This is a genomic window from Microbacterium sp., assembly GCF_048259935.1.
Classification (GTDB): Bacteria; Actinomycetota; Actinomycetes; order Actinomycetales; family Microbacteriaceae; genus Microbacterium.
In genome coordinates, this window is sequence record NZ_JBLXHF010000002.1 from 285,477 (window position 1) to 306,196 (window position 20,720).

A 20,720-nucleotide genomic window follows, 5' to 3' on the forward strand; every position below is an offset into this window, starting at 1 on the left:
GTCAGACGCGCGCGCGGACCTCTCGCCCTGATCCGAAACGATCGAGGGCTCCCGTCGCTGCGAGACCGCGCGCCAGCGCCCAGCCGAGAGCTCCGGCCAGCACCGCACCGGAGACGATGGTGCTGATCAGATAGATGACGGTGAAGGTGACGTCGGCGCCTGCGAACCACAGAATCAGGTTGTTGATGCCGCCGAAGAGGGCGGCGCCTGCGCCGGCGAGCATCGCCACAGGCAGCTTCCAGACGCGGTACGCGAACAGCAGGAAGATCAGTTCGGCACCGAGACCCTGCACGAGGCCTGCCTCGATCGTGAGAAAGCCGCCCCACTGAGCTCCGGCGAGCGCCGAGACGACAGCGGCGATGGTCTCGACGTAGATCGCCGCCCCGGCCTTGCGGATGACCAGACCGCCCAGCACGCCGGCGATCAGCCAGGGCCCGTCGAGGAGACCCTGCATGCCAGGCAGCAGCGGTTCGAGCAGGGCCTTCGGCCCGAGGTAGCCCACGTTCCAGGCCAAGAACAGGAAACCGCAGGCGACTCCGAGAACGCTGGCGACGACGATGTCGACGATGCGCCAACGCCAGATCTCAGGGCGTCGCAGGCCGGTGCGCGTGATTGCGGGCGTGCGGGTAGACGTGTTCATATTGCTCCTCCCTGCGCTGGCATGACCCAGATCAGGTTCGACGGTCGAAGCGCTTTTCGCTCCCTCTCAGCCCGGCATGCCCGGACTCCCGTGGTTGTGCAGACGATCTTACCCGTACTGCGACCGCTGTGTTCGCACTCGCTCCGCGCGCACTATTGGGTAGCGTGATCAAGTGACCTCCGAAGACCAGGCCCCGTTGACCGGCGGGATGACTCGACGCGCACTGCGCGCGCACGGCGGCGTGACAGATTCGTCACCCACGCCGACCCTGCCGTTCAGTGACACCGCGGATGCTGCTGCGACCGGTGTCCTCGACCGCTCGGAGGCGCCCGAGACGGACCAGGATGTGGACGAGATCACGTTCGATGACGACCTCGAAGTGAACGAGCCGCCCAAGGAATGGGCGGATGAGAAGCGCCCCGCCACGGCCCTCGCTTGGCTCGAGACTGCGGACGTCAAGGAATCCACGCTCCCCGCGGATCTCAATGCCATAACGATGGCCGAGCCGGGCCCCGATCTCTTCGCCGATGCGAAGCTGCGCCCCGCACTGCTGAGCGGGCGGTGGCTGACCCCGCTGGGAACGCTCGCGGCGCTGGCTATCGCGTACAGCGCGACGATGCTGCTCTGGCCGCTGCACGCAGTCTCGCCCACAGTGGAGGCCGTCGAGTTCACGACCGCCCCTGCACCGGCCGTCGAGATCGTGTGGCCGGGCGCCGGCAGCGCCGGTGTGAGCATCGCCGGTGTCTCTGCGAGCTCATCGACCGCCGATGCCGCATCGATCGCGAGCATCACAAAGGTCGTCAGCACTCTGATGGTGCTCGACCGCATGCCGCTGCAGGTCGGCGAGCCGGGGCCGGAGTTCTCCTTCACCTACGGTGACAGCGTCGACTACTGGGACTACCGCCGCGCGGATCAGTCGGCGCTCGACGTTCCGGTCGACGGAGTGCTCACCGAGTATCAGCTGCTGCAGGGAACGCTGCTGGGCTCCGCCAACAACTACATCGACCGCCTCGCCCGTGACCTCTGGGGCTCCGACGCGCAGTTCGCTGATGCGGCGGCCGTCTGGCTGGCAGAGCGCGGTCTCTCTGACATCACGATCGTCACCCCATCCGGATTCGATGAGGGCAATGTCGCCACCCCCGCGGCGCTGCTTCGCCTGGGCGAGCGTGCCATGCAGAACCCCGTCTTCGCGGAGATCGTCGGATCGCCCGGTGCCGAGATCCCCGGCGCCGGTTACGTCACGAACACCAACGGTATGCTGGCCGACCCGGGAGTGGTCGGCATCAAGACCGGGACGTTGGTCGGTTGGTCTCTTCTGACTGCCAAGGACGTCACCATCGGCGACGCCACGGTGCACCTGTACACCTCGGTCCTGAACCAGGCCAGCGACGATGAGCGTCTTGCGGTCACCCGCTCCCTGTTCGCGCAGATCGAAACCGCACTCGCCGACATCGCACCGGCTGTAGCTTCCGGCACCGTGGTGGGCGAAGTGAGCACGCTCTGGGGCGAGAAGATCGATGTCGTCACTGATGAGGATGCCGCGGTCGTGCTGTGGAACGGCGCAACCGCCGATGCTGCTGTCGTGCTCGACCTCGGCGATGAGCGTGCTGAGGGCGACACCGTGGGCGTGCTCACCGTCGACGGCCCGATCAACACGGTAACCGGAAGCGTCTCGCTGGCCGAAGACATCGCAGACCCCAGCCCGTGGTGGCGGCTGACCCACCCGATGGAGCTTCTCGGCATCGACGAGAAGTAGGCCCTGCACAAAGAGCGGGTGGGTGGCCAACGCCACCCACCCGCTCCTGTGTCAGCAGGCCGTTCGTCAACGTTCGGCCGGTGCGTCCTCGACGGCCTCTGGCGCGCCGGAGGCAACCACCGGAACCGCGTCGGTCATCGCTTCTTCTGCGTCGATGTCGGTCGCCGCCTGCTCGAACTGGGACTGGTACAGCCGCCAGTACGCGCCCTGTGCGGCGATGAGCTCATCGTGCGTACCTTTCTCGACGATGTCACCATGCTCCATCACGAGGATGAGGTCTGCGTCACGGATCGTCGAGAGCCGGTGCGCGATGACGAACGAGGTGCGCCCCTGGCGGAGCGCCGCCATGGCGTGCTGCAACAGCAGCTCGGTACGGGTGTCGACCGCGCTCGTCGCCTCATCGAGGATCAGGATCGACGGTTTCGACACGAACGCCCTGGCGATCGTGATCAGCTGGCGCTCACCGGCCGACACATTCGACGCGTCTTCATCGAGAACGGTCTCGTAGCCTTCTGGCAGCGAGTGCACGAACCTGTCGACATAGGTTGCGGTCGCCGCGTCGATGACCTCTTCATCGGTGGCGGTCGCACGACCGTAGCGGATGTTCTCGAGGATGGAACCTGCGAACAGCCACGGGTCCTGCAGCACCATCCCCGTGCGGGAGCGCAGTTCTGCCCGGGTGACTTCGGCGATGTCCTGACCGTCGATGAGAATGCGGCCAGAGCTCAGCTCGTAGAAGCGCATGATCAGGTTGACCAGCGTGGTCTTGCCCGCCCCGGTCGGCCCGACGATCGCGACCGTCTGCCCCGGCTGCACCTCGAACGACAGGTCCTTGATCAGCGGACGATCCGGCGTGTACGCGAACGACACATCCTGGAACTCGATAACACCACGACCGGCGGCATCAGCGCCCGGCAGTGCGGGTGCGTCCTCTGCGTCGGGCTCCTGCTCGTCGGCGTCGAGGAAGTCGAACACCCGCTCAGCCGAGGCGGTTCCGGACTGCACGACAGCCGCCATGCCACCGAGCTCGGACAGCGGCTGCGTGAACTGCTGCGAGTACTGGATGAAAGCCTGCACGTCGCCGAGGCGCAACTGGCCGCCGGCGACCATGAGCCCACCGAGCACAGCGATGCCGACGAAGGTCAGGCTGCCGATGAACGTCATGGCGGGCATGATGATGCCCGACAGGAACTGGGCCTTGAAGCTCGCCTCGTACAGCTCCTCGTTCTCGTCCTTGAAGCTCTCGAGGGCCTCCTGCTCACGACCGAAGACCTTCACCAGCGCGTGACCGGAGAAGGATTCCTCGACACGTGCGTTGAGGCGCCCGACCTTGCGCCACTGCGTGCCGAACGCCTTCTGCGAACGCGGACCGATCACGCCGAAGATGACGCCCATCAGCGGCAGTGCGACCAGTGCCACCAGAGCGAGCTGCCAGGAGATGGAGAACATCATGACCAGCACACCGATTACGGTCAGCACAGAGGTCAGCGCCCCGGAGAGCGATTGCTGCATGGTCTGCGTGATGTTGTCGATGTCGTTCGTGACGCGCGAGATGAGCTCGCCGCGCTGCACCTTGTCGAAGTACGACAGCGGCAGGCGGTTGATCTTCGCCTCGACGGATTCACGCAGCCGCCACATGGTGCGCACCATGATGACGTTGATGACGTATCCCTGCAGCCAGCTCAGGAGCGCAGCGCCGACGTAGATCACCAGCACCGAGATGATGACCCAGCGCAACCGATCGAAGTCGATGCCCCCGCCGACCTGGAAGTGGTCGAAGGCGGCGACCATGTTGGCGAAGTCGTCTTGACCCTGCGCGCGCAGCATCTCGACGACCTGCTCCTGCGAGGTTCCGGTAGGAACGCCGCTGTCGCCCAGCTGCTTCGAGATGAAGCCCTCGTAGATGAGGTTGGTGGCCTCGCCCAGCACCTTGGGAGCCGCGACCGTCAGCACGACTCCGATCGCACCGAAGAACGACACCAGCACGAACCAGAGCGCCGAAGGCTTGAGCAGACCGATCATTCGGGCGAAGCTCTTGCCGAAGTTGTCGGCCTTGCCGGCCGGGGCATCCCAGCCGCCGCCCTCGAGGCGTGCCGCTTCTGCGAGCTCGGCTTCGTACTGCTCATCGACGGTCAGCGTCGCGGTCGGTCCGACTTCGGATCCTTCAACGGGCTCAGGGATCGCCGATGAGGGCTCAGGCATCGAGGAGCTCATGCGTCCACCCCCAGCTGCGATTCGACGATCTCTCGGTAGGTCTCATTGCTCGCGAGAAGCTCGTCATGCGTTCCGATGCCGACCATTTCTCCTCCTTCGAGGACCACGATGCGATCAGCATCGGTGATTGTGGATACGCGCTGAGCGACGACGATCTTCGTCACGTCAGGCAGTTCTCGCCAGAGCGCCTGCCGCAGTCGCGCGTCTGTGGTCAGATCGAGCGCCGAGAACGAATCATCGAAGATGAGGATCTCGGGCTGATGCACCAGGGCTCGCGCAATCGCGAGCCGTTGACGCTGACCGCCGGAGACGTTCGTCCCGCCCTGTGCGATGCGGGTCTCGAGTCCCTCAGGCATGGCCTCGACGAAGTCCTTGCCCTGCGCGATCTCGAGGGCCTGCCAGAGCTCTTCGTCGGTGGCGTCGGACCGACCGTATCGGAGGTTCGACGCGATCGTGCCGGTGAACAGGAACGGACGCTGAGGCACGAGCCCGATGGTCTTCCACAGTGCATCCATGTCGGCTTCGCGCACGTCGACGCCGCCGACGCGTGCGGTACCACCGGTTACGTCGAACAGGCGGGGAATGAGCGAGACCAGCGTGGTCTTTCCGGCGCCCGTCGATCCGACGATCGCGACCGTCTCACCGCGCTCGGCTCCGAACGAGATGTTCTGCAGCACGGGCGACTCCGCACCCGGGTAGGTGAACTCGATGTTCTCGAACATCACGGTGCCGGGAAGCGGGAAGTCCGTCGCGCCGTCGACCGGCCGCTCCAGGCTCGACGCGGCATCGAGAACCTCGCCGACACGCTCTGCAGAGACCGCGGCGCGCGGAATCATCATCGCCATGAAGCTCGACATGATGACACCCATCATGATCTGACCGATGTACTGCATGAACGCGAACAGCGTGCCGACCTCGACATTGCCGTTCTGCACTTCGACACCGCCGAACCAGATCACGCCGACGACGGTGACGTTGAGGATCAGCATGAACAGCGGGAACAGCAGCACGAACAGCGAGCCGATCTTGCGGCCGAGGATCATGAGGTCGGTGTTGGTCTCGCGGAATCGCTCTTCTTCGACGCGCTCGCGCACGAATGCGCGAACGACGCGCACGCCGGTGAGCTGCTCTCGCATGACACGGTTGATCGCGTCGAGCTTGCCCTGGTTGCGGCGGAACAGCGGCACCATCTGACCGATGATGATCACCGCGGCGATCAGCAGAACCGGAACGGAGATGCCGATCAGCCAGCTGAGGCCGACGTCCTGCTGCACGGCCATGATGATGCCGCCGATGGCGAGCAGCGGAGCGGTGACGAACATCGTCGCGCCCATCATCGCCAGCATCTGCACCTGCTGCACATCGTTGGTGTTGCGGGTGATCAGCGAGCCTGCGCCGAACTGCGAGACCTCGCGCTCGGAGAAGGCGCTGACGCGTGCGAACACGTCATTGCGGATATCGCGACCGATGCTCATCGCCGCCTTCGCAGCGAAATACGTCGCGATGATCGCGCAGATGATCTGGCCGAGCGAGACCACCAGCATCCAGGCGCCGGTGCGCCAGATGTAGTCGGTGTCGGCCGTCGCGACGCCCTGGTTGATGATGTCGGCGTTCAGGCGAGGAAGGTAGAGCGTGGCCAGCGCGCTGGCGAACTGGAAGACGAGCACGCCGACCAGCAGCGGCCAGTATCTGGACAGATAGCGGAAGAGGAGCTTGCCGAGCATGAGGAGTCCTTTTGCGGAGCGGGCCGAGATGGGCCACCAGATAGCGTGCCACGACCGGCCGACATTGCACATCCCAGAGCGGTCATATCCGCTCAGGGCGAACGATCCGAAGGTGGGATCGGATTCTTCACTCGGGGGCAGAAATCACTCTCGGTCGAAGAGCGGCCGCTCTGGGACGAACGCACGGGCTCCCGCACCAGCATCCGGCCCCAGCTCGGCGATGGTCGCCGGCTGCCAGCGCGGCGAGCGATCCTTGTCGACCAGCTGCGCACGAATGCCCTCTGCGAGATCGGGGTGGTGCCCGGCGAACCACATCACCCGGCGATATTCCCCGATCAGCGCGTCGCGCAGGTGTCCTTCGCGCGCCTCGCGCACCGCATCCAGCGTGACGGCGAGACCGGTCGGGGCGAGCTCTGAGAGCAGCACGCCAGTGGCGGATGCGGAGACCTCTGATCGAGCGGCGAGGCGCTGTGCGATCTCGCCCACGGTGTCGGCGGAGAAGACCTCGTCGATCCACGCGCGCTCGTCCGCGAGGGCGGCAGGCTCCGGAGTCTCATCGAACAGCAGCACCAGCTCCGAGGGGCTCGAGGGGTCGGCGCGCTTGCCCAGCGCCTCGCGGAGCTCATCGATGCGCTGCGAAGGCACATAGTGATCCGCAAACCCTGCGTACACAGCATCCGATGCCGTCATCGTGCTGCCGGTGAGACCGAGGTACTCCCCCAGGCGCCCTGGTGCACGGCCGAGAAGGTACGTGCCCCCGACGTCGGGGGTGAAGCCGATCCTGGTCTCCGGCATCGCCAGCTTGCTGCGCTCGGTGACGATGCGGATGTGGGCGTGGCCGGCCAGGCCGATCCCCCCGCCCATCGTGATCCCGTCAGCGATGGCCACGATCGTCTTCGGATACTCAGCGATCATCAGGTTCAGGGCGTACTCGGCGCGGAAGAACTCCGCGGCCCGCTCAGGGTGGCCTGCCGTGATCTGGTCGTACAGCGCGCGCACATCACCGCCCGCGCAGAGCCCCCGCTCACCCTCACCGTCGATGAGGACGATGTCGATGTCGGTGTCGTCGCGCCAGGCGTCCAGCGCGGCGGTGATCTGACCGATCATGTCGATGTCGAGAGCGTTGATCGCCTTCGGTCGGTTGAGGCTGAGGCGCCCGAGCGAGCCCTCAGTGCGAACCAGAACCGTTGCAGCGATGTCAAAGTCAGTCACGGAAGCCACGTTACATGGGCCTGTTCTGGCCTTTATCCGCACGTCCGATGCGGGATTGTGCGCATTTTCCGGCAGGATAGAGGCGGACCTATGCGGGAAAGGCAGCAGATGCCAGACGGACAGTTGATCGAATTCGACCACGCGACCAAGCGCTTCGGCGCTGTCGCGGCAGTGTCGGATCTATCGGCGCGCGTCCGCCCGGGCGTGGTGACCGGTTTCCTCGGGCCCAACGGCGCGGGAAAGACGACCACCCTTCGCATGCTGCTCGGGCTCGAGCGCCCCACCAGCGGAACCGCCACGATCGGCGGAACCCGCTATGCGGAACTGCGCAGCCCTGCACGCGTCATCGGCGCCATGCTCGAAGACCCGGGCTTCCGCCAGCGCCGCACGGTCGAGCGCCACCTCATCCAGGCGGCCAAGGCGAATGACATTCCGCTCTCGCGCGTGGGTGAGCTCATCGCTTTCGTCGGCCTCGGCGACGACGTCGACACCCGCATCGCTGCGCTGTCGCTCGGCATGCGCCAGCGTCTCAGCGCCGCCACCGCGCTGATCGGCGACCCCGGCGTACTCGTCCTCGACGAGCCGGCGAACGGGCTCGACCCCGAAGGCATCCGCTGGATGCGCACGCTGATCCGCGGCCTCGCCGATGAAGGACGCACGGTACTGGTCTCGTCGCACGTACTGAGTGAGGTCGAGCAGATCGCCGATGAGATCCTCGTGATCTCGCGCGGCGAACTGAAGTTCGCCGGAACCATGGAAGACCTCGCCGATCCGCGCAGCGGGCCGGTCGTGGTGGATGCCGCAGACCGCGACGCCCTCTCCAAAACTCTCCAGGATGCCGGATATGACTTCGAGATCCTGCGCTCGGGTCTCACCGTGCGCGGCAGCGATGCGGCGACCATCGGCAGCATCACGACCCGCGCCGGAGTGGCGCTGACGACCCTGCAGCAGCGGGGTCCGACGCTCGAAGACGTCTTCCTCGACCTCGTGCACGACCGCTATGTTCCGCCGACACCCGCACCTGTGGTGGAAGAGACCGCACTCTTCGACCTGCCGGATGTAGAGGCGCCAGAGCCGGTCGCGGTGGAGCCGGTCGCAGAGACCGCAGCGGATGCTGACGACGAGTTCGCGCTCAACCTCGACGCCCGCCCGCTTCCTGGGCTGGCCGACCTGGCCGCCGTCGCGAGCATGTTCGCGAACCCGATGACGGAGCCGAACAGCGCGGCAGCAGCCATCGAGACCGAAGAGGCCAAAGAGTCCGACTGAACTCAGGCCGGCCGCGGACGGATGACCGGCCGCTTGCGCCCCTTCTGCACGGGAACCGGGATCGCTCCAGTGATCTCTGTGACGTCGACCGGCTCCTCAGAGACGTCGAGGCGCAGCGCCTGAGTGAGCGCGAGCCCGTGACGGGTGGTGAAGATCAACCGCTGGAACTGCTCGTCGCCCTTCAGGTCGATGACCACGCCAGGACGGTGACGGCGGATGAGGACGAAGTCCGTCGTTGCGGCAGCCTTCCAGGTTCCTGCCGCCAGGACCCCGGGGATCTGCGTTCCGCGACCGGGAACTCCGCGCAGCCAGGTCCACGCATCGTCGGTCAGCTGCACCTTGATGATCGTGTCGCGCGCAACCTGCAGGTTCTCACGGTGAAACGTCACCGCGCGCTCGAACGGAGACAGTACGACCTCAAGCTGCGTCTGATCCAGGAGCAGGGTGACCATTCATCCAGTCTGCCAGCGTCGACCTGCAAACTGTCTGCGACTTCCGCATAGGACGACAAAAATCACCCTGTGCTGTGCGAAATCAGGCGGGCTGTGCGAAATCAGGCGGGCTGAGCGGATGCCGCGGCACGCGCCGCAGCAGGAAGCGCAGCCTCGATGCGGCCGAGCGCGTCGTCGTCGTGCGCTGCGGTCAGGAACCAGGCCTCGAACACGCTCGGCGGCAGCGCCACGCCCTGCTCGCGCATGGAGTGGAAGAACGGCGCGTAGCGGAACGACTCCTGCGCCTGAGCCTCGGCGTACGTGCGCGGAGCGGTGGCCGCGAACGCGACGCCGAACAGATTTCCTGCGCGCGGGATCGAGTGCACGACGCCGGCGTCGGTGAGCGCCGCGTCGAGAGCGGATGCCACGCGCGCCGCAGCCTCATCCACGCGGGCATACACGGCGGGTGTGGCCAGCCGCAGCGTCGCGAGGCCAGCGGCGACCGAGAGCGGGTTCCCCGACAGAGTGCCAGCCTGATAGACCGGGCCGGTCGGAGCGAGCTGGTCCATGACCTCGGCGCGACCGCCGAGCGCCGCCAGCGGCATGCCGCCGCCGATGACCTTGCCGAAGGTGATGATGTCGGGAAGGTACTCCTCACCCGCAGCCGCCTGCAGCGCCCAGTAACCGGCCTGGTGCACGCGGAATCCGGTCAGCACCTCATCGAGGATCATCAGTGCCCCGTGCGCGTGGGCAATGTCGGCGATGAAGCGGTTGAATCCGGCATCCGGAGCGACGACGCCCATGTTCGCGGCGGCTGCCTCGACGATGACGGCGGCGATGCGGTCGCCGTGCTCGGCGAACACTGCCTGAAGAGCTTCTCGGTCGTTGTAGCCGATCACCAGCGTCTGGGCCGCGATCGGCGCGGGCACGCCCGCAGATCCTGGCAGCGCGAGTGTCGCGACGCCTGAACCAGCCTCGGCGAGCAGACCGTCGGAGTGCCCGTGATAGTGCCCGGCGAACTTCACAAGCAGGTCGCGTCCGGTCACACCGCGGGCGAGGCGGATCGCGGTCATGGTCGCCTCGGTGCCGGTGGACACCAGCCGCACGCGTTCGATCGGTGCGAGGTCGCCGAAGCGCACGCGCTCGGTGATCGCCTGCGCGAGCGCGACTTCGCCCTCGGTGGGTGCGCCGAACGAGAGGCCGCGGGTCGCGGCATCCTGAACCGCCTGAACGACCTCGGGGTGCGCGTGCCCCAGCAGAGCGGGGCCCCACGACGCCACCAGGTCGACGTACTCGTCGCCTGCGGCATCCGTGACGTACGCGCCACGAGCGGATGCGAGGAACCGCGGCGTCCCGCCGACGGAACCATATGCCCGCACGGGCGAGTTCACCCCTCCCGGGGTGACGGCTCGCGCAGCGGCGAACAGCTCATCATTGCGGTCGGTCATGATGCCTCCTGTAGTACTCAGCGCTCGCGCAGCCATCCGGCGGCCTCGGTCGCCCAGTACGTCAGCACTGCGTCGGCGCCGGCGCGGCGGATCGACAGCAGAGACTCCAGCACGGCCGCACGGCGATCGATCCAGCCATTGGCTGCAGCCGCCTCGATCATCGCGTACTCGCCCGAGATCTGGTACGCCCACACCGGCACGTGAACAGCGTCACGCACCTCGCGCAGCACATCGAGGAAGCCCATGGCGGGCTTCACCATCACGACATCAGCGCCTTCGGCCTCGTCGATCAGTGCCTCGCGCAGTCCCTCGCGGCGGTTGCCCGGATCGAGCTGATAGGTGCGGCGATCTCCCTGCAGTTGCGAGTCGACCGCTTCGCGGAAGGGTCCGTAGAACGCGCTGGCGTACTTGGCGGCGTAGCCGAGCAGCAGAGTGTCGGTGAAGCCCTCGGCATCCAACCCCTGGCGGATGGCGGCGACCTGGCCGTCCATCATTCCAGAGAGCCCGAGCAGCTGAGAGCCGGCGCGCGCCTGCGCGAGCGCCATCAAGACGTAGCGCTCGAGGGTGGCATCGTTGTCGACTGACCCGTCGCCGGCGAGCACCCCGCAGTGACCGTGGTCGGTGAACTCGTCCAGGCACAGGTCGGTCTGCACGACGAGCGCATCTCCGACCTCGGAGACCAGCGCGCGCGTGGCGACGTTGAGGATCCCGTCAGGGTCGTCGGCTCCCGAGCCCACAGCATCCCGCACGGTGGGAACGCCGAACAGCATCACACCGCCGACGCCGGCCTCTGCGGCCTCGACAGCTGCCCGGCGCAGCGAGTCCATGGTGTGCTGGAGCACGCCCGGCATCGAAGAGATCGCGACGGGGTCAGTGATCTCCTCGCGGACGAACATCGGCAGCACGAGGTGCCGCGGCGAGAGCGAGGTCTCGCGCACGAGCGCCCGCACAGCCGCGGACTGACGCAGCCGCCGCGGCCTCACCTCGGGGAAAATCACGGAGCGAACTCGTCCGCTGCATGCGGAAGCGTGAAGTGCGACACCGCGTCGATGAGCGCATCGACGGTCTGCTTGTCGGCGACCACAGTGATGGGAAGGCCGGCCTTGCGCGCATCCTTCGCGGTGCGCGGGCCGATCGCAGCGAGCAGCGTGCCATCGGGGATATCGGGGAACTGCTCGCGCACCTGCTGCGCCACCGAACCACTGGTGATCAGGATGGCGTTGATGCGTCCGCTGTCGACATCACGGCGGATGCGGTCGGTGACCGGAACCCCCACGGTGCGGTAGGCGACGACGCTCGAGACGTCGTGGCCTGCGTCAATGAGCGAACGCGTCAGCACGGGCTTGGCGATCTCACTGCGCAACGTCAGAACGCGACGCGGCTCCGGCTCGAGGGCGATGAGCTGCTCGGCCATACCTGCGGCAGAATTGTCGCGGTCCGGAACGAGAGCGACTTCATAGCCGACCGCCTGGAGCGCTGCGGCAGTCGTCTCACCGACCGCGGCGATCTTCGTCGTCTTCGGCACGATGGCGCGGTGCGCGAAGAGAACGTCGACCGTCGTCGCGCTCGTTACGGTCAGCCAGTCGAAGCTGCCGGCGGCGAGCTTCTCGAGCGCGTCGTCAAGCGCTGCCTGGTCGGTGGTCGGGCCGAAGTTGATCAACGGCGCCACGACAGGAATGGCGCCCTCGGATCGCAGGGACGCTGCGACACCGTCGCCCCACGGGCCTCCTCGCGGGACGAGGACGCGCCAGCCGGTCAACGGCTTCTCAAGTTTCGATTCGGGTGTGCTGGTCATCAGGGTTGCTCTCGGGGTACGAGTTCGGCCGCCCCTTGTTCGAGCAGCCGACGGGCGACAGAAAGTCCGATCTCGCGCGCTGCGTGATTCGGGTCCGCACCATCGGCAGCATCCGCATCGTTGCCACTGCCGTGACTCCGAATATACCCCCGGTTCAGGGATTCAGTGACGTCGAGACCAATTCGATGCTCACTGGCAGGATCATAGACGATGCTTCGTACCCGCACGGAGTCACCGGTGACGACGGCGTGCGCAGCCATCGGCGCCTGGCAACCGGCATCCAATCCTTCGAGGACGCCGCGTTCGACGGTGATGGCCAGACGCGTGTCAGCATCGTCGAGTTCGGCGAGCGCTACGCGCAGATCGGATGCCGCATCAACCGTCGTCTCGACGGCCAGCGAACCCTGCCCTGGCGCAGTCGGCCATTCAGCGAGGCCGAGGTCCTCCCGCTTCAGCCTGGTCTCGGATCCGAGACGCGAGAGTCCCGCTGCGGCGAGGATGACAGCATCCAGTTCGCCAGACTCCACCCGCGCGAGACGCGAGTCGACGTTGCCGCGGATGTCGACCACTTCAGCGCGAGGGGCGCGGATCCGCACCTGTGCGATGCGGCGCGGCGATCCCGTTCCGACCTTCGCGCCGGCGCGCAGCGCATGAAGAGGCACCCCGTCGCGCGTGATGACGACGTCGCGAGCATCCTCGCGCACCGGCGTCGCGGCGATCACGAGACCTTGCGGAACGGCGGTGGGGAGGTCTTTCAATGAGTGGACGAGGATGTCGCACTCGCCGGCGAGCAGGGCTTCGCGCAGCCGGGTGGCGAAGACGCCGAGACCGCCGATCTCAGAGAGAGACGCACGGTTCGTGTCACCCTCGGAGACGATCGGGACGAGTTCGACTCTGCGGCCCGAGATCTTCTCGAGAGCAGTGGCAACGTGGCCGGACTGGGCTTGGGCAAGTGCGCTTCGGCGTGTGCCAAGACGGATAGGAGTAGACATCGTGACCTACTGCAGAACGTCGGCGATCTCGTCGAAACACAGACGCCGTCCCGTGTAGAACGGGACCTCTTCTTTCACATAGCGGCGCGCATCGGTGTAGCGCAGGTCGCGCATCAGGTCGACGAGCTCGGTGGGGTCATCAGCCTCGAGCGGAAGCAGCCATTCGTAGTCGCCAAGGGCGAATGCTGCCACGGTGTTGGCGGTGACACCCGTGAATGCGGCGCCCTTGCGGCCGTGATCGGCGAGCATCTTGCGACGGTCGGCGTCATCGATGAGGTACCACTCCGGCGTGCGCACGAAGGGGTACAGGCACAGCCAGCCCTTCGGCTCGATGCCGCGCAGGAATCCCGGCACGTGCGCACGGTTGAATTCGGCGTCGCGGTGCACGCCCATGACGTTCCAGACCGGAAGGAGCGAGCGGAGCAGCTCGGTGCGGCGCAGGCAACGAAGCGCCTTCTGCAATCCTTCGGCGGTGGGCCCGTGCAGCCAGACCAGAAGGTCAGCTTCAGCCTTCAGCCCAGACACATCGTAGAAGCCCCGGACGGTGACGCCGGAATCCTCGATGTGCCCGACGATCGTCTCAAGCTCCGTGGCATCCGTCTCGGCGACAGGCGCATCAGGATTGCGTCGCCAGACGGCCCAGAGGGTGAAACCGGACGGGTTCTGTTCACTCGCTTCGGACATTCTTCCAGTGTGCCCCTTTCGGGACCGAGGAGCGAATGCAGACCCTCAGCGGGCGACTGCGCGGGCGATCGCCCAGACCAACCCGCCCGCTGCGGCGGCGATGCCGACGGCGGCCGCGACGGCTCCCGCCGGATTGCGGTCGGCGAAGGCGCGGGCCTTCGCGATTCCTCGCTGCGAGGCCTTCTCGACGCGGCGCGGCACATTGCCCTTGATCTCGATCGCGGCGAGCGCGGCCTTCAGTTCGGCGCGAGCGGATGCCACCGGATCGGTGATGCCGGCAGGAACAGCGGTGCGGGGCAGAGCGGAGTCAGGCGTGCTCATTTCCGGCCTCCTTCACGATACGAACGTCGGTTGCGACAGCTTGGCCAGGGTTCTCTCGGCTGAGGACCTTGCGGAATTTCAGTGCGCCGATCACGACGCACACCAGCACGCACACCAGCAGGAGTCCGAGCGTGGCCAGCACAGAGACCCAGACCGGCCACCAGGAGGAGAGCCCGACGATCGCGAACACGAGGATGATCGGCACCAGCCAGAACAGGAAGAACAGCGCGAGGACGAACCACACGCTGCCGATGCCGGCATCTTTCGCCGTGCGCGACACCCACGCCTTCGCGGAGTCGATCTCGGCCTTGACCAGTTTGGTCACGAGCTCGGGAAGATCTCCGAGCAGCGTCAGGAGACTGTCGTCTGCGCGGTCACGATATCCGCGGACCATGTCACTTTCCGTTCGTCTTGTTCGCCGACCCCGTCGACTTGTTCGCTGACCCCGTCGAATTGGTCGCTGAGCCTGTCGAAGCGCTCTTCGCGCGGGACGAACCGGTCTTGCTGGGCGTGCTCGTCTTCTTCGTGGCGGCCTTCTTCGCGGCATCCACAGCATCGTCGACAGCGTCTTCGACAGTGTCGACAGCCTTCTTGCCCGTCGCGATGGCGGAGTCGAGCTTCTCGCCGGGGGTGCTGCCGTCACCGGCAGCCTTGGCCACCTTGACGACACCGTTCCAGATCGCACCGGGTACCGCAGAGGCCTTCGCGCCCACGAACGCCTTCGCCTTGATCACCTGGTTCTGCACCGGATCGGTGTTCCACAGCTTCAGCCACTGCGTCTTGATCTGTTCGTAGCGCTCGCGTCCGGCGCGGGTTCCGAGCACGTATCCGGCGCCGAGTCCGACGACGAGTCCGATCTTCCCCTTCATGGGATCTCCTCACGTTGTTCCGGTCGAGCCGCAGGCGATGGATGCCGTCGGCCAGGGGTACCAGCGTAACGCCATATGCCGAAAACGGCATCAATACCTCAAGGGGTTGACAGCGGACCGTCTTCTCCCCAGAGAAGAGCTCGGCGAACGCGATCGGCTTCAGCCGCAGCATCCGGAATCACCTGCGCGAGACCGGTGCCAGACAGCCATGCGCCGACCACGCCGAGCCCAGGCGTCTTGCGCACCGCGGCCCGCATCTCATCGCGCCGTTCGGCAGCACCGATCAGCGATGCCGGCTGCGATTGCGTGAAGCGCGCGCGGTGCGCCGCGACGAGCGCCGATTCGGGCAGGTCGAGACCGAGAAGAGAGGATGCTTCGCTCAGCGCGAGCTGCGCGGCAGCATCGTCATCGAGGTTCGCCGTGGCGGCCGGTTCGCCCTGCGCACCGAACGAGACGCGCACGACGTGGCGGCCCGCTGCGCTCTTGCGGAGCCACTCCCACTTCGCGGTCGCGTGGGTGAGCGCCTTCGCCGTGTGACTGCCGGGGACTGTGAGGACCCCGGTGCCGCGCGGCGCGGTATTCAGCTCGGGGGCATCAAGGAGCAGGCTGATGATCTCGATCTGCGGGGCATCTCCCGGGGTGCCGAGACCTACGACGTGACCGGTCAGCAGTAGACGGGCACTCGGCTCGGCCGTGGCGACGATGAGGGCGTCTGCAGTGAGCGTCTCGTTCTCAGGCTCGACTGCGGGAGCGGTCTCGGGGCCGGTCTCGATCTCGATCTCGATCTCGATCTCGATCTCGAGGTCATCGTCTTCGGATGCTGTCGAAAACGACACTGTCCACCCGTCGCCGTCGCGAGCGACGGTCGCAACGGTCACGCCAGTGCGGACGACCGCACCGAGCTCTTCCAGGTCTGCCGCGAGCGCGTCGACGAGCCCGCTCATGCCTCCCGCGAGCGCTTCGACAGCAGATCCGGGCGCCTTCTTCGCGCGATCGGCGCGCTCGGCGCGCTCGGTTCGTTCGGCGAGCAGCTGGGCGACGCCTCCCGACAGCGATCCCGTGCGAGTGAGTGCTTCGTTGAGGCCAGGAGCCGCGATCTCGGTGTCGACGTCATCGGGGTTCGCCGAGTACACCCCGGCGGTGACCGGGGCGACGAGCAGGTCGCGCACCTTGGCGCCCATGCGCTTGGCGACGAGGTTGCCGAGGCTGTGCTCTTTTCCGATCGTCAGCGGCGGGCGCAGACGGTCGACGTATGCACGCCACGCACCGCCCCAGCCGATGATGCGGCGCACGTCGTCGGCGAACGGATTGGCGGGGATGCCGAGAATGCCGCCCTTGGGCAGCGGTGCAGCTTTCACCCCCGGAGCACCGACGAGCCAGGCACCGGCGGGGTTCGGGGTGACGATGCGCTCGGTGAGGTCGAGCTCGGCGAGGAGCTCTCGCACGTGCCCGCCGCGGGTCGCGTAGCTCTCGGCCCCGGCATCCACCGTCACGCCGTCCAGATCGGCGCGCTGGATCGCGCCGCCGAGCTCGGGCGCTGCCTCGAGCAGCGTGACCTGCATGCCGACCTTCGCGCATTCGCGAGCGGCGACGAGTCCGCCGATGCCGCCGCCCACCACGATGACGTGGCGTTCAGCCGCGCGTTCAGCAAGCCCCGCGGTGCTGTTCTCGCTCATGAATGCGCGAGCTCCACGATGCGGGTGAGCTGGTCAGGATCGGTTTCGGGCGGCACGCCGTGGCCGAGATTGAGGATGTGCGCGCGGGCGGCGCGGCCGCGCTCGATGACGTCGCGCACGTGGGCCTCGAGCACCGGCCACGGCGCCTGCAGCATGGCCGGGTTGATGTTGCCCTGGACGGTGACGTCGGGGCCGAGGATTCCGGCGGCCTCATCGAGGGGCTGGCGCCAGTCGACGCCGACGGCGGATGCTTCGCCATCCAGTCGCATATCGGCGAGGAAGGGCCCGGTGCCGACGCCGAAGTGGATGACGGGAAGCCCGAGGCCAGCAACCGCCGCCTTCGAGTGCGGGGCGACGTGCGCACGGTAGTCGGCAGGGCTCAGGGACCCTGCCCACGAGTCGAACAGCTGCACTGTCGCCGCGCCCGCGTCGCGCTGCGCTTCGAGGAACCGACGAGAGATGCGCGAGAGCCATCCGGCGAGACGGTTCCAGGATTCGGGGTCGGTGTGCATCATCGCCCGCGCGCGCAGATGCTCCTTCGAGGGGCCGCCCTCGACGAGATACGCGGCAAGGGTGAACGGTGCACCGGCGAAGCCGATGAGCGGAGTCTCGCCGAGTTCGGTGGTCACGATGCGCACTGCTTCGGCGATCGCAGTGGTGTCGAGATCGTCGGGGTCGATCGCGGTGATGCGATCGACATCTGCCGCGGTGCGCACCGGGTCCGCGAAGACAGGGCCGCGGCCGGGCTCGATCACCACGTCGACACCAGCCAGGCGCAGCGGAATCACGATGTCGCTGAAGAACACCGCGGCATCGACCTTGTGCCGGCGGACCGGCTGCAGCGTGATCTCGGCCGCGAGATCCGGAGTCAGGCAGGCATCCAGCATCCGCGTGCCGACGCGGAGCTCGCGGTACTCGGGGAGGGATCGTCCGGCCTGGCGCATGAACCAGACGGGAGGCCGTTCCGGGCGGTCACCGGCGAGGGCGCGAAGCAGCGGGGCGTTCGAGTCGGACATGCCTGCATTCTCTCATTTGCGCTCATGAATGACCTGTCAGCGAGAGACGGGTAAACTGGGCCGCGTGCTGCTGTGCGTGACGGCGAGTCACAAGACCGCCTCCTTCGACATGCTCGAGCGATTGAGCCGCACCCCTGACGACGTCGCGCCGAATCTTCTGCGCATCGCTTCGTGCGTGCAGGGGGCCGTTGTGCTCTCCACTTGCAACCGCTTCGAAGCGTACGTCGAGGTCGACGAACCGGTGACTGCCGCAGGAGCGGTCGGAGTGGAAGCAGTGCTCGAGGCCATCGAGCAGTCCACCGGCATCCCGGCATCCGAACTCGACGGCGCTTACGCCGTGCACTCCGGTCGTCGCGTTGCCGAGCACCTGTTCGCCGTGGCATCCGGTCTGGAATCCGTCGTCCCCGGAGAGGGAGAGATCGCCGGCCAGGTGCGTCGCGCGCTGAAGACGGCGCACGACGAGGGCACGACGTCGCCCGAGCTCGAGCGCCTGTTCCAGCGTGCGAGCCAGGCGCAGCGCAAGGTGAAGAACGTCACCGCCATCGGGCGCGCCGGGCGCTCGCTCGTGCGTCTCTCGCTCGAACTGGCCGACAGCCGCATCGCCGACTGGTCGGCAGAACGCGTACTACTGGTCGGCACCGGGGCGTACGCCGCGGTCACTCTTGCGACGTTGCGCGAGCGCGGGGCGACGAACATCGCCGTCTACTCGCCATCTGGCCGTGCCGAGCTGTTCGCGAAGAAGCACGGCATCGCCGCGGTCGGCGACCACGAGTACACGCGCGTCGCGACGGGCTCGACTCTGCTGATCACGTGCACGAATGCGGCTGAGGAGCCGGTGCTGCGCCCTGAGCATCTGCAGGCATCGGCCGGTGGGACCGCGGGCGGATGCCCGATCGGCGCATCATCCGCGTCGTCGCAGCTGGTGATCGACCTCGGAATGCCTCGCAACGTCGACCCCGCCGTCGCAACCATCGAAGGCGTCGCACTGCTGGATCTCGACACCATCCGCTTGCACGCCCCGCTCGAAGAGCTGCAGGCGACGGATGCTGCGAGGTCTGTCGTGCGCGAAGCTGCAGACACCTTCAACGTCGTCGGCGACCGGCAGAGCGTCACGCCGGCCGTCGTCGCGTTCCGCACGCATATCTTCGGCCTGCTCGAAGATGAGATCGACCGCGCGCGCCGTCGCGGAGACGAGAAGGGCCTCGTCGAGCAGGCGATGCGCCATCTGGCCGGTGTGCTCCTGCACACGCCCACGGTGCGCGCGCATGAACTCGCCGCCGACGGTCGTGCGAGTGATTTCACGGACGCGCTCGAGACGCTCTACGGGCTGACGCCGGATGCCGGCGAGTCCGACGAAGCCGCAACCGCCTGAGAGCCCGGCACGCGCTCGGGTCGGGTCGGCACGCGCTCGGTCGGGTCGGCACGCGCTCGGGTCGCGAATTCGGCCGCTTTGGCGCGGTCAGAACGGCCGAATTCGCGACCTGAACTGTCTGCGACAGCGGCGACCGGTGCCAGACTGAAGTCATGGCCCTTCACATCACCGGAGACACCGCCGCCGACTCGCTGCTCACCGACAACCCGCTCGCGCTGCTTCTCGGCATGCTGCTCGACCAGCAGGTGCCGATGGAGACCGCGTTCGCCGGTCCGCTGAAGATCGAGCAGCGTACCGGAGCAGTGGATGCTGCGGCCATCGCGGGTCTGGACCCGGAAGCCTTCCTCGAGGCGTTCCGCCAGACTCCTGCCGTGCACCGCTTCCCGGGTTCCATGGCGACCCGTGTGCAGACGCTGTGCCAGGAGCTCGTCGACTCTTGGGGCGGGGACGCCGCAGCCCTCTGGACCCGGGATGCCCCGGACGGCGCCGAAGTGCTGCGCCGTCTGCAGAAGCTTCCAGGGTTCGGTGAACAGAAGGCGAAGATCTTCCTCGCTCTGCTCGGCAAACAGTACGGATTCGCCGGTGCGGGTTGGCGTGAAGCATCCGCCCCTTACGGAGAAGAAGGCGCGCTGCGCAGCGTCGCCGACATCGTCTCACCGGAATCGCTCGCGAAGGTCCGCGAGCACAAGAAGGCGATGAAGGCGGCGGCAAAGGCTGCCAAGTAACTTCAGGTCGCGATTTCTGTCGCTTTCGCGCGGCGAAAGCGACAGAAATCGCGACCCAAGCGTGGCGGCGGCTCAGCCGCGCGCGAGGCGCTCCGCCTCTTTCGCTGCGACGATCTTGCGCAGGCCTGAGCTGGAGAACCGGTGGTGACGGCTGTTGAAGTACAGCTCGATGCCCGACTCTTCGCAGTACTCGCGGCCCGTGAAGTCACGGTTCTCGTACTCATCACCGACGATACGCACGTCGAGCTTGAACGAACGAAGGATGTCCTCGAGGTCCTGCTCGGTGGAGTACGGCACGATCTCGTCGACGGATTCGCAGCCGCGCAGCTGGATGTAGCGCTCAACGACAGTCTGCGTGGGTGCGTTCTTCTCGGGGCGGTCGAGCGTCGGGTCCATCTGCAGCCCGCAGATCAGGTAGTCGCACTGCCGCTTCGCCTCGGCGAGCATCATGATGTGACCGGCGTGGAGCAGATCGAACGTCGAAAACGTGATCCCCACGCGCGGACCAGGGTTGTAATCCTGGTGTTTCTTCACTGCTTCAGCTTCCATCGTCGCCCTCCAGCGGTCCTGCGAACACAG

At 66.9% G+C, this 20,720-nt stretch carries 20 protein-coding genes and 1 riboswitch; of the genes, 4 read left to right on the forward strand and 16 right to left on the reverse strand.

The annotated features are described in order from the left end of the window. Nucleotide 1: 1 nt before the first annotated feature. Nucleotides 2-640, reverse strand: a complete 639-nt coding sequence (locus ACN0RC_RS04205; protein WP_417509114.1) for an ECF transporter S component — start codon at nucleotides 638-640, stop codon at nucleotides 2-4. Continuing rightward, a riboswitch (TPP riboswitch) is annotated at nucleotides 632-742 on the reverse strand. (Overlaps the previous gene by 9 nt.) A gap of 70 nt (nucleotides 743-812) precedes the next feature. On the opposite strand from ACN0RC_RS04205, the gene ACN0RC_RS04210 reads away from it, so the two are divergent. Next, a complete protein-coding gene (locus ACN0RC_RS04210; RefSeq protein ID WP_417509116.1) occupies nucleotides 813-2,396 on the forward strand; it encodes a D-alanyl-D-alanine carboxypeptidase family protein in 1,584 nt (527 codons plus the stop codon). Nucleotides 2,397-2,462: 66 nt separating this feature from the next. On the opposite strand, the gene ACN0RC_RS04215 is transcribed toward ACN0RC_RS04210, so the two are convergent. The 3 genes from ACN0RC_RS04215 to ACN0RC_RS04225 all read right to left on the reverse strand — a co-directional run bounded on the left by ACN0RC_RS04215 (nucleotide 2,463) and on the right by ACN0RC_RS04225 (nucleotide 7,546). Continuing rightward, on the reverse strand, nucleotides 2,463-4,598 hold the full coding sequence (locus ACN0RC_RS04215) for an ABC transporter ATP-binding protein (protein WP_417509636.1): 2,136 nt from the start codon (nucleotides 4,596-4,598) through the stop codon (nucleotides 2,463-2,465). A gap of 8 nt (nucleotides 4,599-4,606) precedes the next feature. Continuing rightward, nucleotides 4,607-6,334 carry an ABC transporter ATP-binding protein gene (locus ACN0RC_RS04220; protein WP_417509118.1) on the reverse strand — a complete coding sequence of 576 codons (1,728 nt, stop codon included), beginning with the start codon at nucleotides 6,332-6,334 and terminating at the stop codon, nucleotides 4,607-4,609. A gap of 144 nt (nucleotides 6,335-6,478) precedes the next feature. Then, a complete protein-coding gene (locus tag ACN0RC_RS04225) occupies nucleotides 6,479-7,546 on the reverse strand; it encodes an enoyl-CoA hydratase/isomerase family protein (protein WP_417509120.1) in 1,068 nt (355 codons plus the stop codon). A 108-nt stretch (nucleotides 7,547-7,654) separates the two neighbouring features. On the opposite strand from ACN0RC_RS04225, the gene ACN0RC_RS04230 reads away from it, so the two are divergent. Then, a complete protein-coding gene (locus ACN0RC_RS04230) occupies nucleotides 7,655-8,812 on the forward strand; it encodes an ABC transporter ATP-binding protein (RefSeq protein WP_417509122.1) in 1,158 nt (385 codons plus the stop codon). Between the two features lie 2 nt (nucleotides 8,813-8,814). On the opposite strand, the gene ACN0RC_RS04235 is transcribed toward ACN0RC_RS04230, so the two are convergent. The 11 genes from ACN0RC_RS04235 to hemE all read right to left on the reverse strand — a co-directional run bounded on the left by ACN0RC_RS04235 (nucleotide 8,815) and on the right by hemE (nucleotide 18,044). Then, complete coding sequence (locus ACN0RC_RS04235) at nucleotides 8,815-9,264, reverse strand: hypothetical protein (RefSeq protein ID WP_417509123.1); 450 nt, start codon at nucleotides 9,262-9,264, stop codon at nucleotides 8,815-8,817. A 101-nt stretch (nucleotides 9,265-9,365) separates the two neighbouring features. After that, nucleotides 9,366-10,691, reverse strand: coding sequence for a glutamate-1-semialdehyde 2,1-aminomutase (hemL, locus tag ACN0RC_RS04240; RefSeq protein WP_417509125.1), 1,326 nt, complete (start codon nucleotides 10,689-10,691; stop codon nucleotides 9,366-9,368). 17 nt (nucleotides 10,692-10,708) lie between these two features. Next, nucleotides 10,709-11,689, reverse strand: a complete 981-nt coding sequence (hemB, locus tag ACN0RC_RS04245) for a porphobilinogen synthase (RefSeq protein ID WP_417509127.1) — start codon at nucleotides 11,687-11,689, stop codon at nucleotides 10,709-10,711. Further along, nucleotides 11,686-12,486, reverse strand: coding sequence for a uroporphyrinogen-III synthase (locus ACN0RC_RS04250; RefSeq protein WP_417509129.1), 801 nt, complete (start codon nucleotides 12,484-12,486; stop codon nucleotides 11,686-11,688). Before ACN0RC_RS04250 ends, hemB begins: the two co-directional genes overlap by 4 nt. Continuing rightward, a complete protein-coding gene (hemC, locus tag ACN0RC_RS04255; RefSeq protein WP_417509131.1) occupies nucleotides 12,486-13,478 on the reverse strand; it encodes a hydroxymethylbilane synthase in 993 nt (330 codons plus the stop codon). Before hemC ends, ACN0RC_RS04250 begins: the two co-directional genes overlap by 1 nt. A 6-nt stretch (nucleotides 13,479-13,484) precedes the next feature. Further along, nucleotides 13,485-14,162 carry a hydrogen peroxide-dependent heme synthase gene (gene hemQ, locus ACN0RC_RS04260; protein WP_417509133.1) on the reverse strand — a complete coding sequence of 226 codons (678 nt, stop codon included), beginning with the start codon at nucleotides 14,160-14,162 and terminating at the stop codon, nucleotides 13,485-13,487. A gap of 45 nt (nucleotides 14,163-14,207) precedes the next feature. Then, nucleotides 14,208-14,483 (reverse strand): hypothetical protein, encoded by a 276-nt coding sequence (locus tag ACN0RC_RS04265; RefSeq protein ID WP_417509135.1) that lies wholly within the window; start codon nucleotides 14,481-14,483, stop codon nucleotides 14,208-14,210. Next, nucleotides 14,470-14,877 (reverse strand): phage holin family protein, encoded by a 408-nt coding sequence (locus tag ACN0RC_RS04270; protein WP_417509137.1) that lies wholly within the window; start codon nucleotides 14,875-14,877, stop codon nucleotides 14,470-14,472. The genes ACN0RC_RS04265 and ACN0RC_RS04270 overlap by 14 nt, the downstream gene beginning before the upstream one ends. 1 nt (nucleotide 14,878) lies before the next feature. Beyond that, the gene (locus ACN0RC_RS04275; RefSeq protein ID WP_417509139.1) at nucleotides 14,879-15,352 is read right to left on the reverse strand and encodes a hypothetical protein; all 474 of its coding nucleotides are present in this window, start codon (nucleotides 15,350-15,352) and stop codon (nucleotides 14,879-14,881) included. A 98-nt stretch (nucleotides 15,353-15,450) separates the two neighbouring features. Beyond that, nucleotides 15,451-17,028: a protoporphyrinogen/coproporphyrinogen oxidase gene (locus ACN0RC_RS04280; RefSeq protein WP_417509141.1), complete on the reverse strand. Its 1,578-nt coding sequence runs from the start codon at nucleotides 17,026-17,028 to the stop codon at nucleotides 15,451-15,453. After that, nucleotides 17,025-18,044, reverse strand: a complete 1,020-nt coding sequence (hemE, locus tag ACN0RC_RS04285) for a uroporphyrinogen decarboxylase (RefSeq protein ID WP_417509143.1) — start codon at nucleotides 18,042-18,044, stop codon at nucleotides 17,025-17,027. Before hemE ends, ACN0RC_RS04280 begins: the two co-directional genes overlap by 4 nt. Before the next feature lie 64 nt (nucleotides 18,045-18,108). On the opposite strand from hemE, the gene ACN0RC_RS04290 reads away from it, so the two are divergent. After that, nucleotides 18,109-19,416, forward strand: a complete 1,308-nt coding sequence (locus ACN0RC_RS04290) for a glutamyl-tRNA reductase (RefSeq protein WP_417509145.1) — start codon at nucleotides 18,109-18,111, stop codon at nucleotides 19,414-19,416. Between the two features lie 152 nt (nucleotides 19,417-19,568). Then, on the forward strand, nucleotides 19,569-20,141 hold the full coding sequence (locus ACN0RC_RS04295) for an HhH-GPD-type base excision DNA repair protein (RefSeq protein WP_417509147.1): 573 nt from the start codon (nucleotides 19,569-19,571) through the stop codon (nucleotides 20,139-20,141). Between the two features lie 72 nt (nucleotides 20,142-20,213). Here ACN0RC_RS04295 and ACN0RC_RS04300 read toward each other — a convergent pair whose 3' ends face one another. Further along, nucleotides 20,214-20,675, reverse strand: a complete 462-nt coding sequence (locus ACN0RC_RS04300; RefSeq protein ID WP_417509149.1) for an adenylyltransferase/cytidyltransferase family protein — start codon at nucleotides 20,673-20,675, stop codon at nucleotides 20,214-20,216. Nucleotides 20,676-20,720: the final 45 nt, after the last annotated feature.

Excerpts from the sequence above, each read along its gene's own strand:
- ACN0RC_RS04220 (WP_417509118.1), bottom strand. The coding sequence starts at position 6,334 with ATGCTCGGCAAGCTCCTCTTCCGCTATCTGTCCAGATACTGGCCGCTG.
- ACN0RC_RS04270 (WP_417509137.1), bottom strand. The coding sequence starts at position 14,877 with ATGGTCCGCGGATATCGTGACCGCGCAGACGACAGTCTCCTGACGCTG.
- ACN0RC_RS04215 (WP_417509636.1), bottom strand. The coding sequence starts at position 4,598 with ATGCCTGAGCCCTCATCGGCGATCCCTGAGCCCGTTGAAGGATCCGAA.
- ACN0RC_RS04250 (WP_417509129.1), bottom strand. The coding sequence starts at position 12,486 with ATGACCAGCACACCCGAATCGAAACTTGAGAAGCCGTTGACCGGCTGG.
- ACN0RC_RS04265 (WP_417509135.1), bottom strand. The coding sequence starts at position 14,483 with ATGAGCACGCCTGACTCCGCTCTGCCCCGCACCGCTGTTCCTGCCGGC.
- hemQ (WP_417509133.1), bottom strand. The coding sequence starts at position 14,162 with ATGTCCGAAGCGAGTGAACAGAACCCGTCCGGTTTCACCCTCTGGGCC.
- ACN0RC_RS04235 (WP_417509123.1), bottom strand. The coding sequence starts at position 9,264 with ATGGTCACCCTGCTCCTGGATCAGACGCAGCTTGAGGTCGTACTGTCT.
- hemC (WP_417509131.1), bottom strand. The coding sequence starts at position 13,478 with ATGTCTACTCCTATCCGTCTTGGCACACGCCGAAGCGCACTTGCCCAA.
- ACN0RC_RS04295 (WP_417509147.1), top strand. The coding sequence starts at position 19,569 with ATGGCCCTTCACATCACCGGAGACACCGCCGCCGACTCGCTGCTCACC.
- hemL (WP_417509125.1), bottom strand. The coding sequence starts at position 10,691 with ATGACCGACCGCAATGATGAGCTGTTCGCCGCTGCGCGAGCCGTCACC.
- hemE (WP_417509143.1), bottom strand. The coding sequence starts at position 18,044 with ATGTCCGACTCGAACGCCCCGCTGCTTCGCGCCCTCGCCGGTGACCGC.
- ACN0RC_RS04205 (WP_417509114.1), bottom strand. The coding sequence starts at position 640 with ATGAACACGTCTACCCGCACGCCCGCAATCACGCGCACCGGCCTGCGA.
- ACN0RC_RS04275 (WP_417509139.1), bottom strand. The coding sequence starts at position 15,352 with ATGAAGGGGAAGATCGGACTCGTCGTCGGACTCGGCGCCGGATACGTG.
- ACN0RC_RS04230 (WP_417509122.1), top strand. The coding sequence starts at position 7,655 with ATGCCAGACGGACAGTTGATCGAATTCGACCACGCGACCAAGCGCTTC.
- ACN0RC_RS04280 (WP_417509141.1), bottom strand. The coding sequence starts at position 17,028 with ATGAGCGAGAACAGCACCGCGGGGCTTGCTGAACGCGCGGCTGAACGC.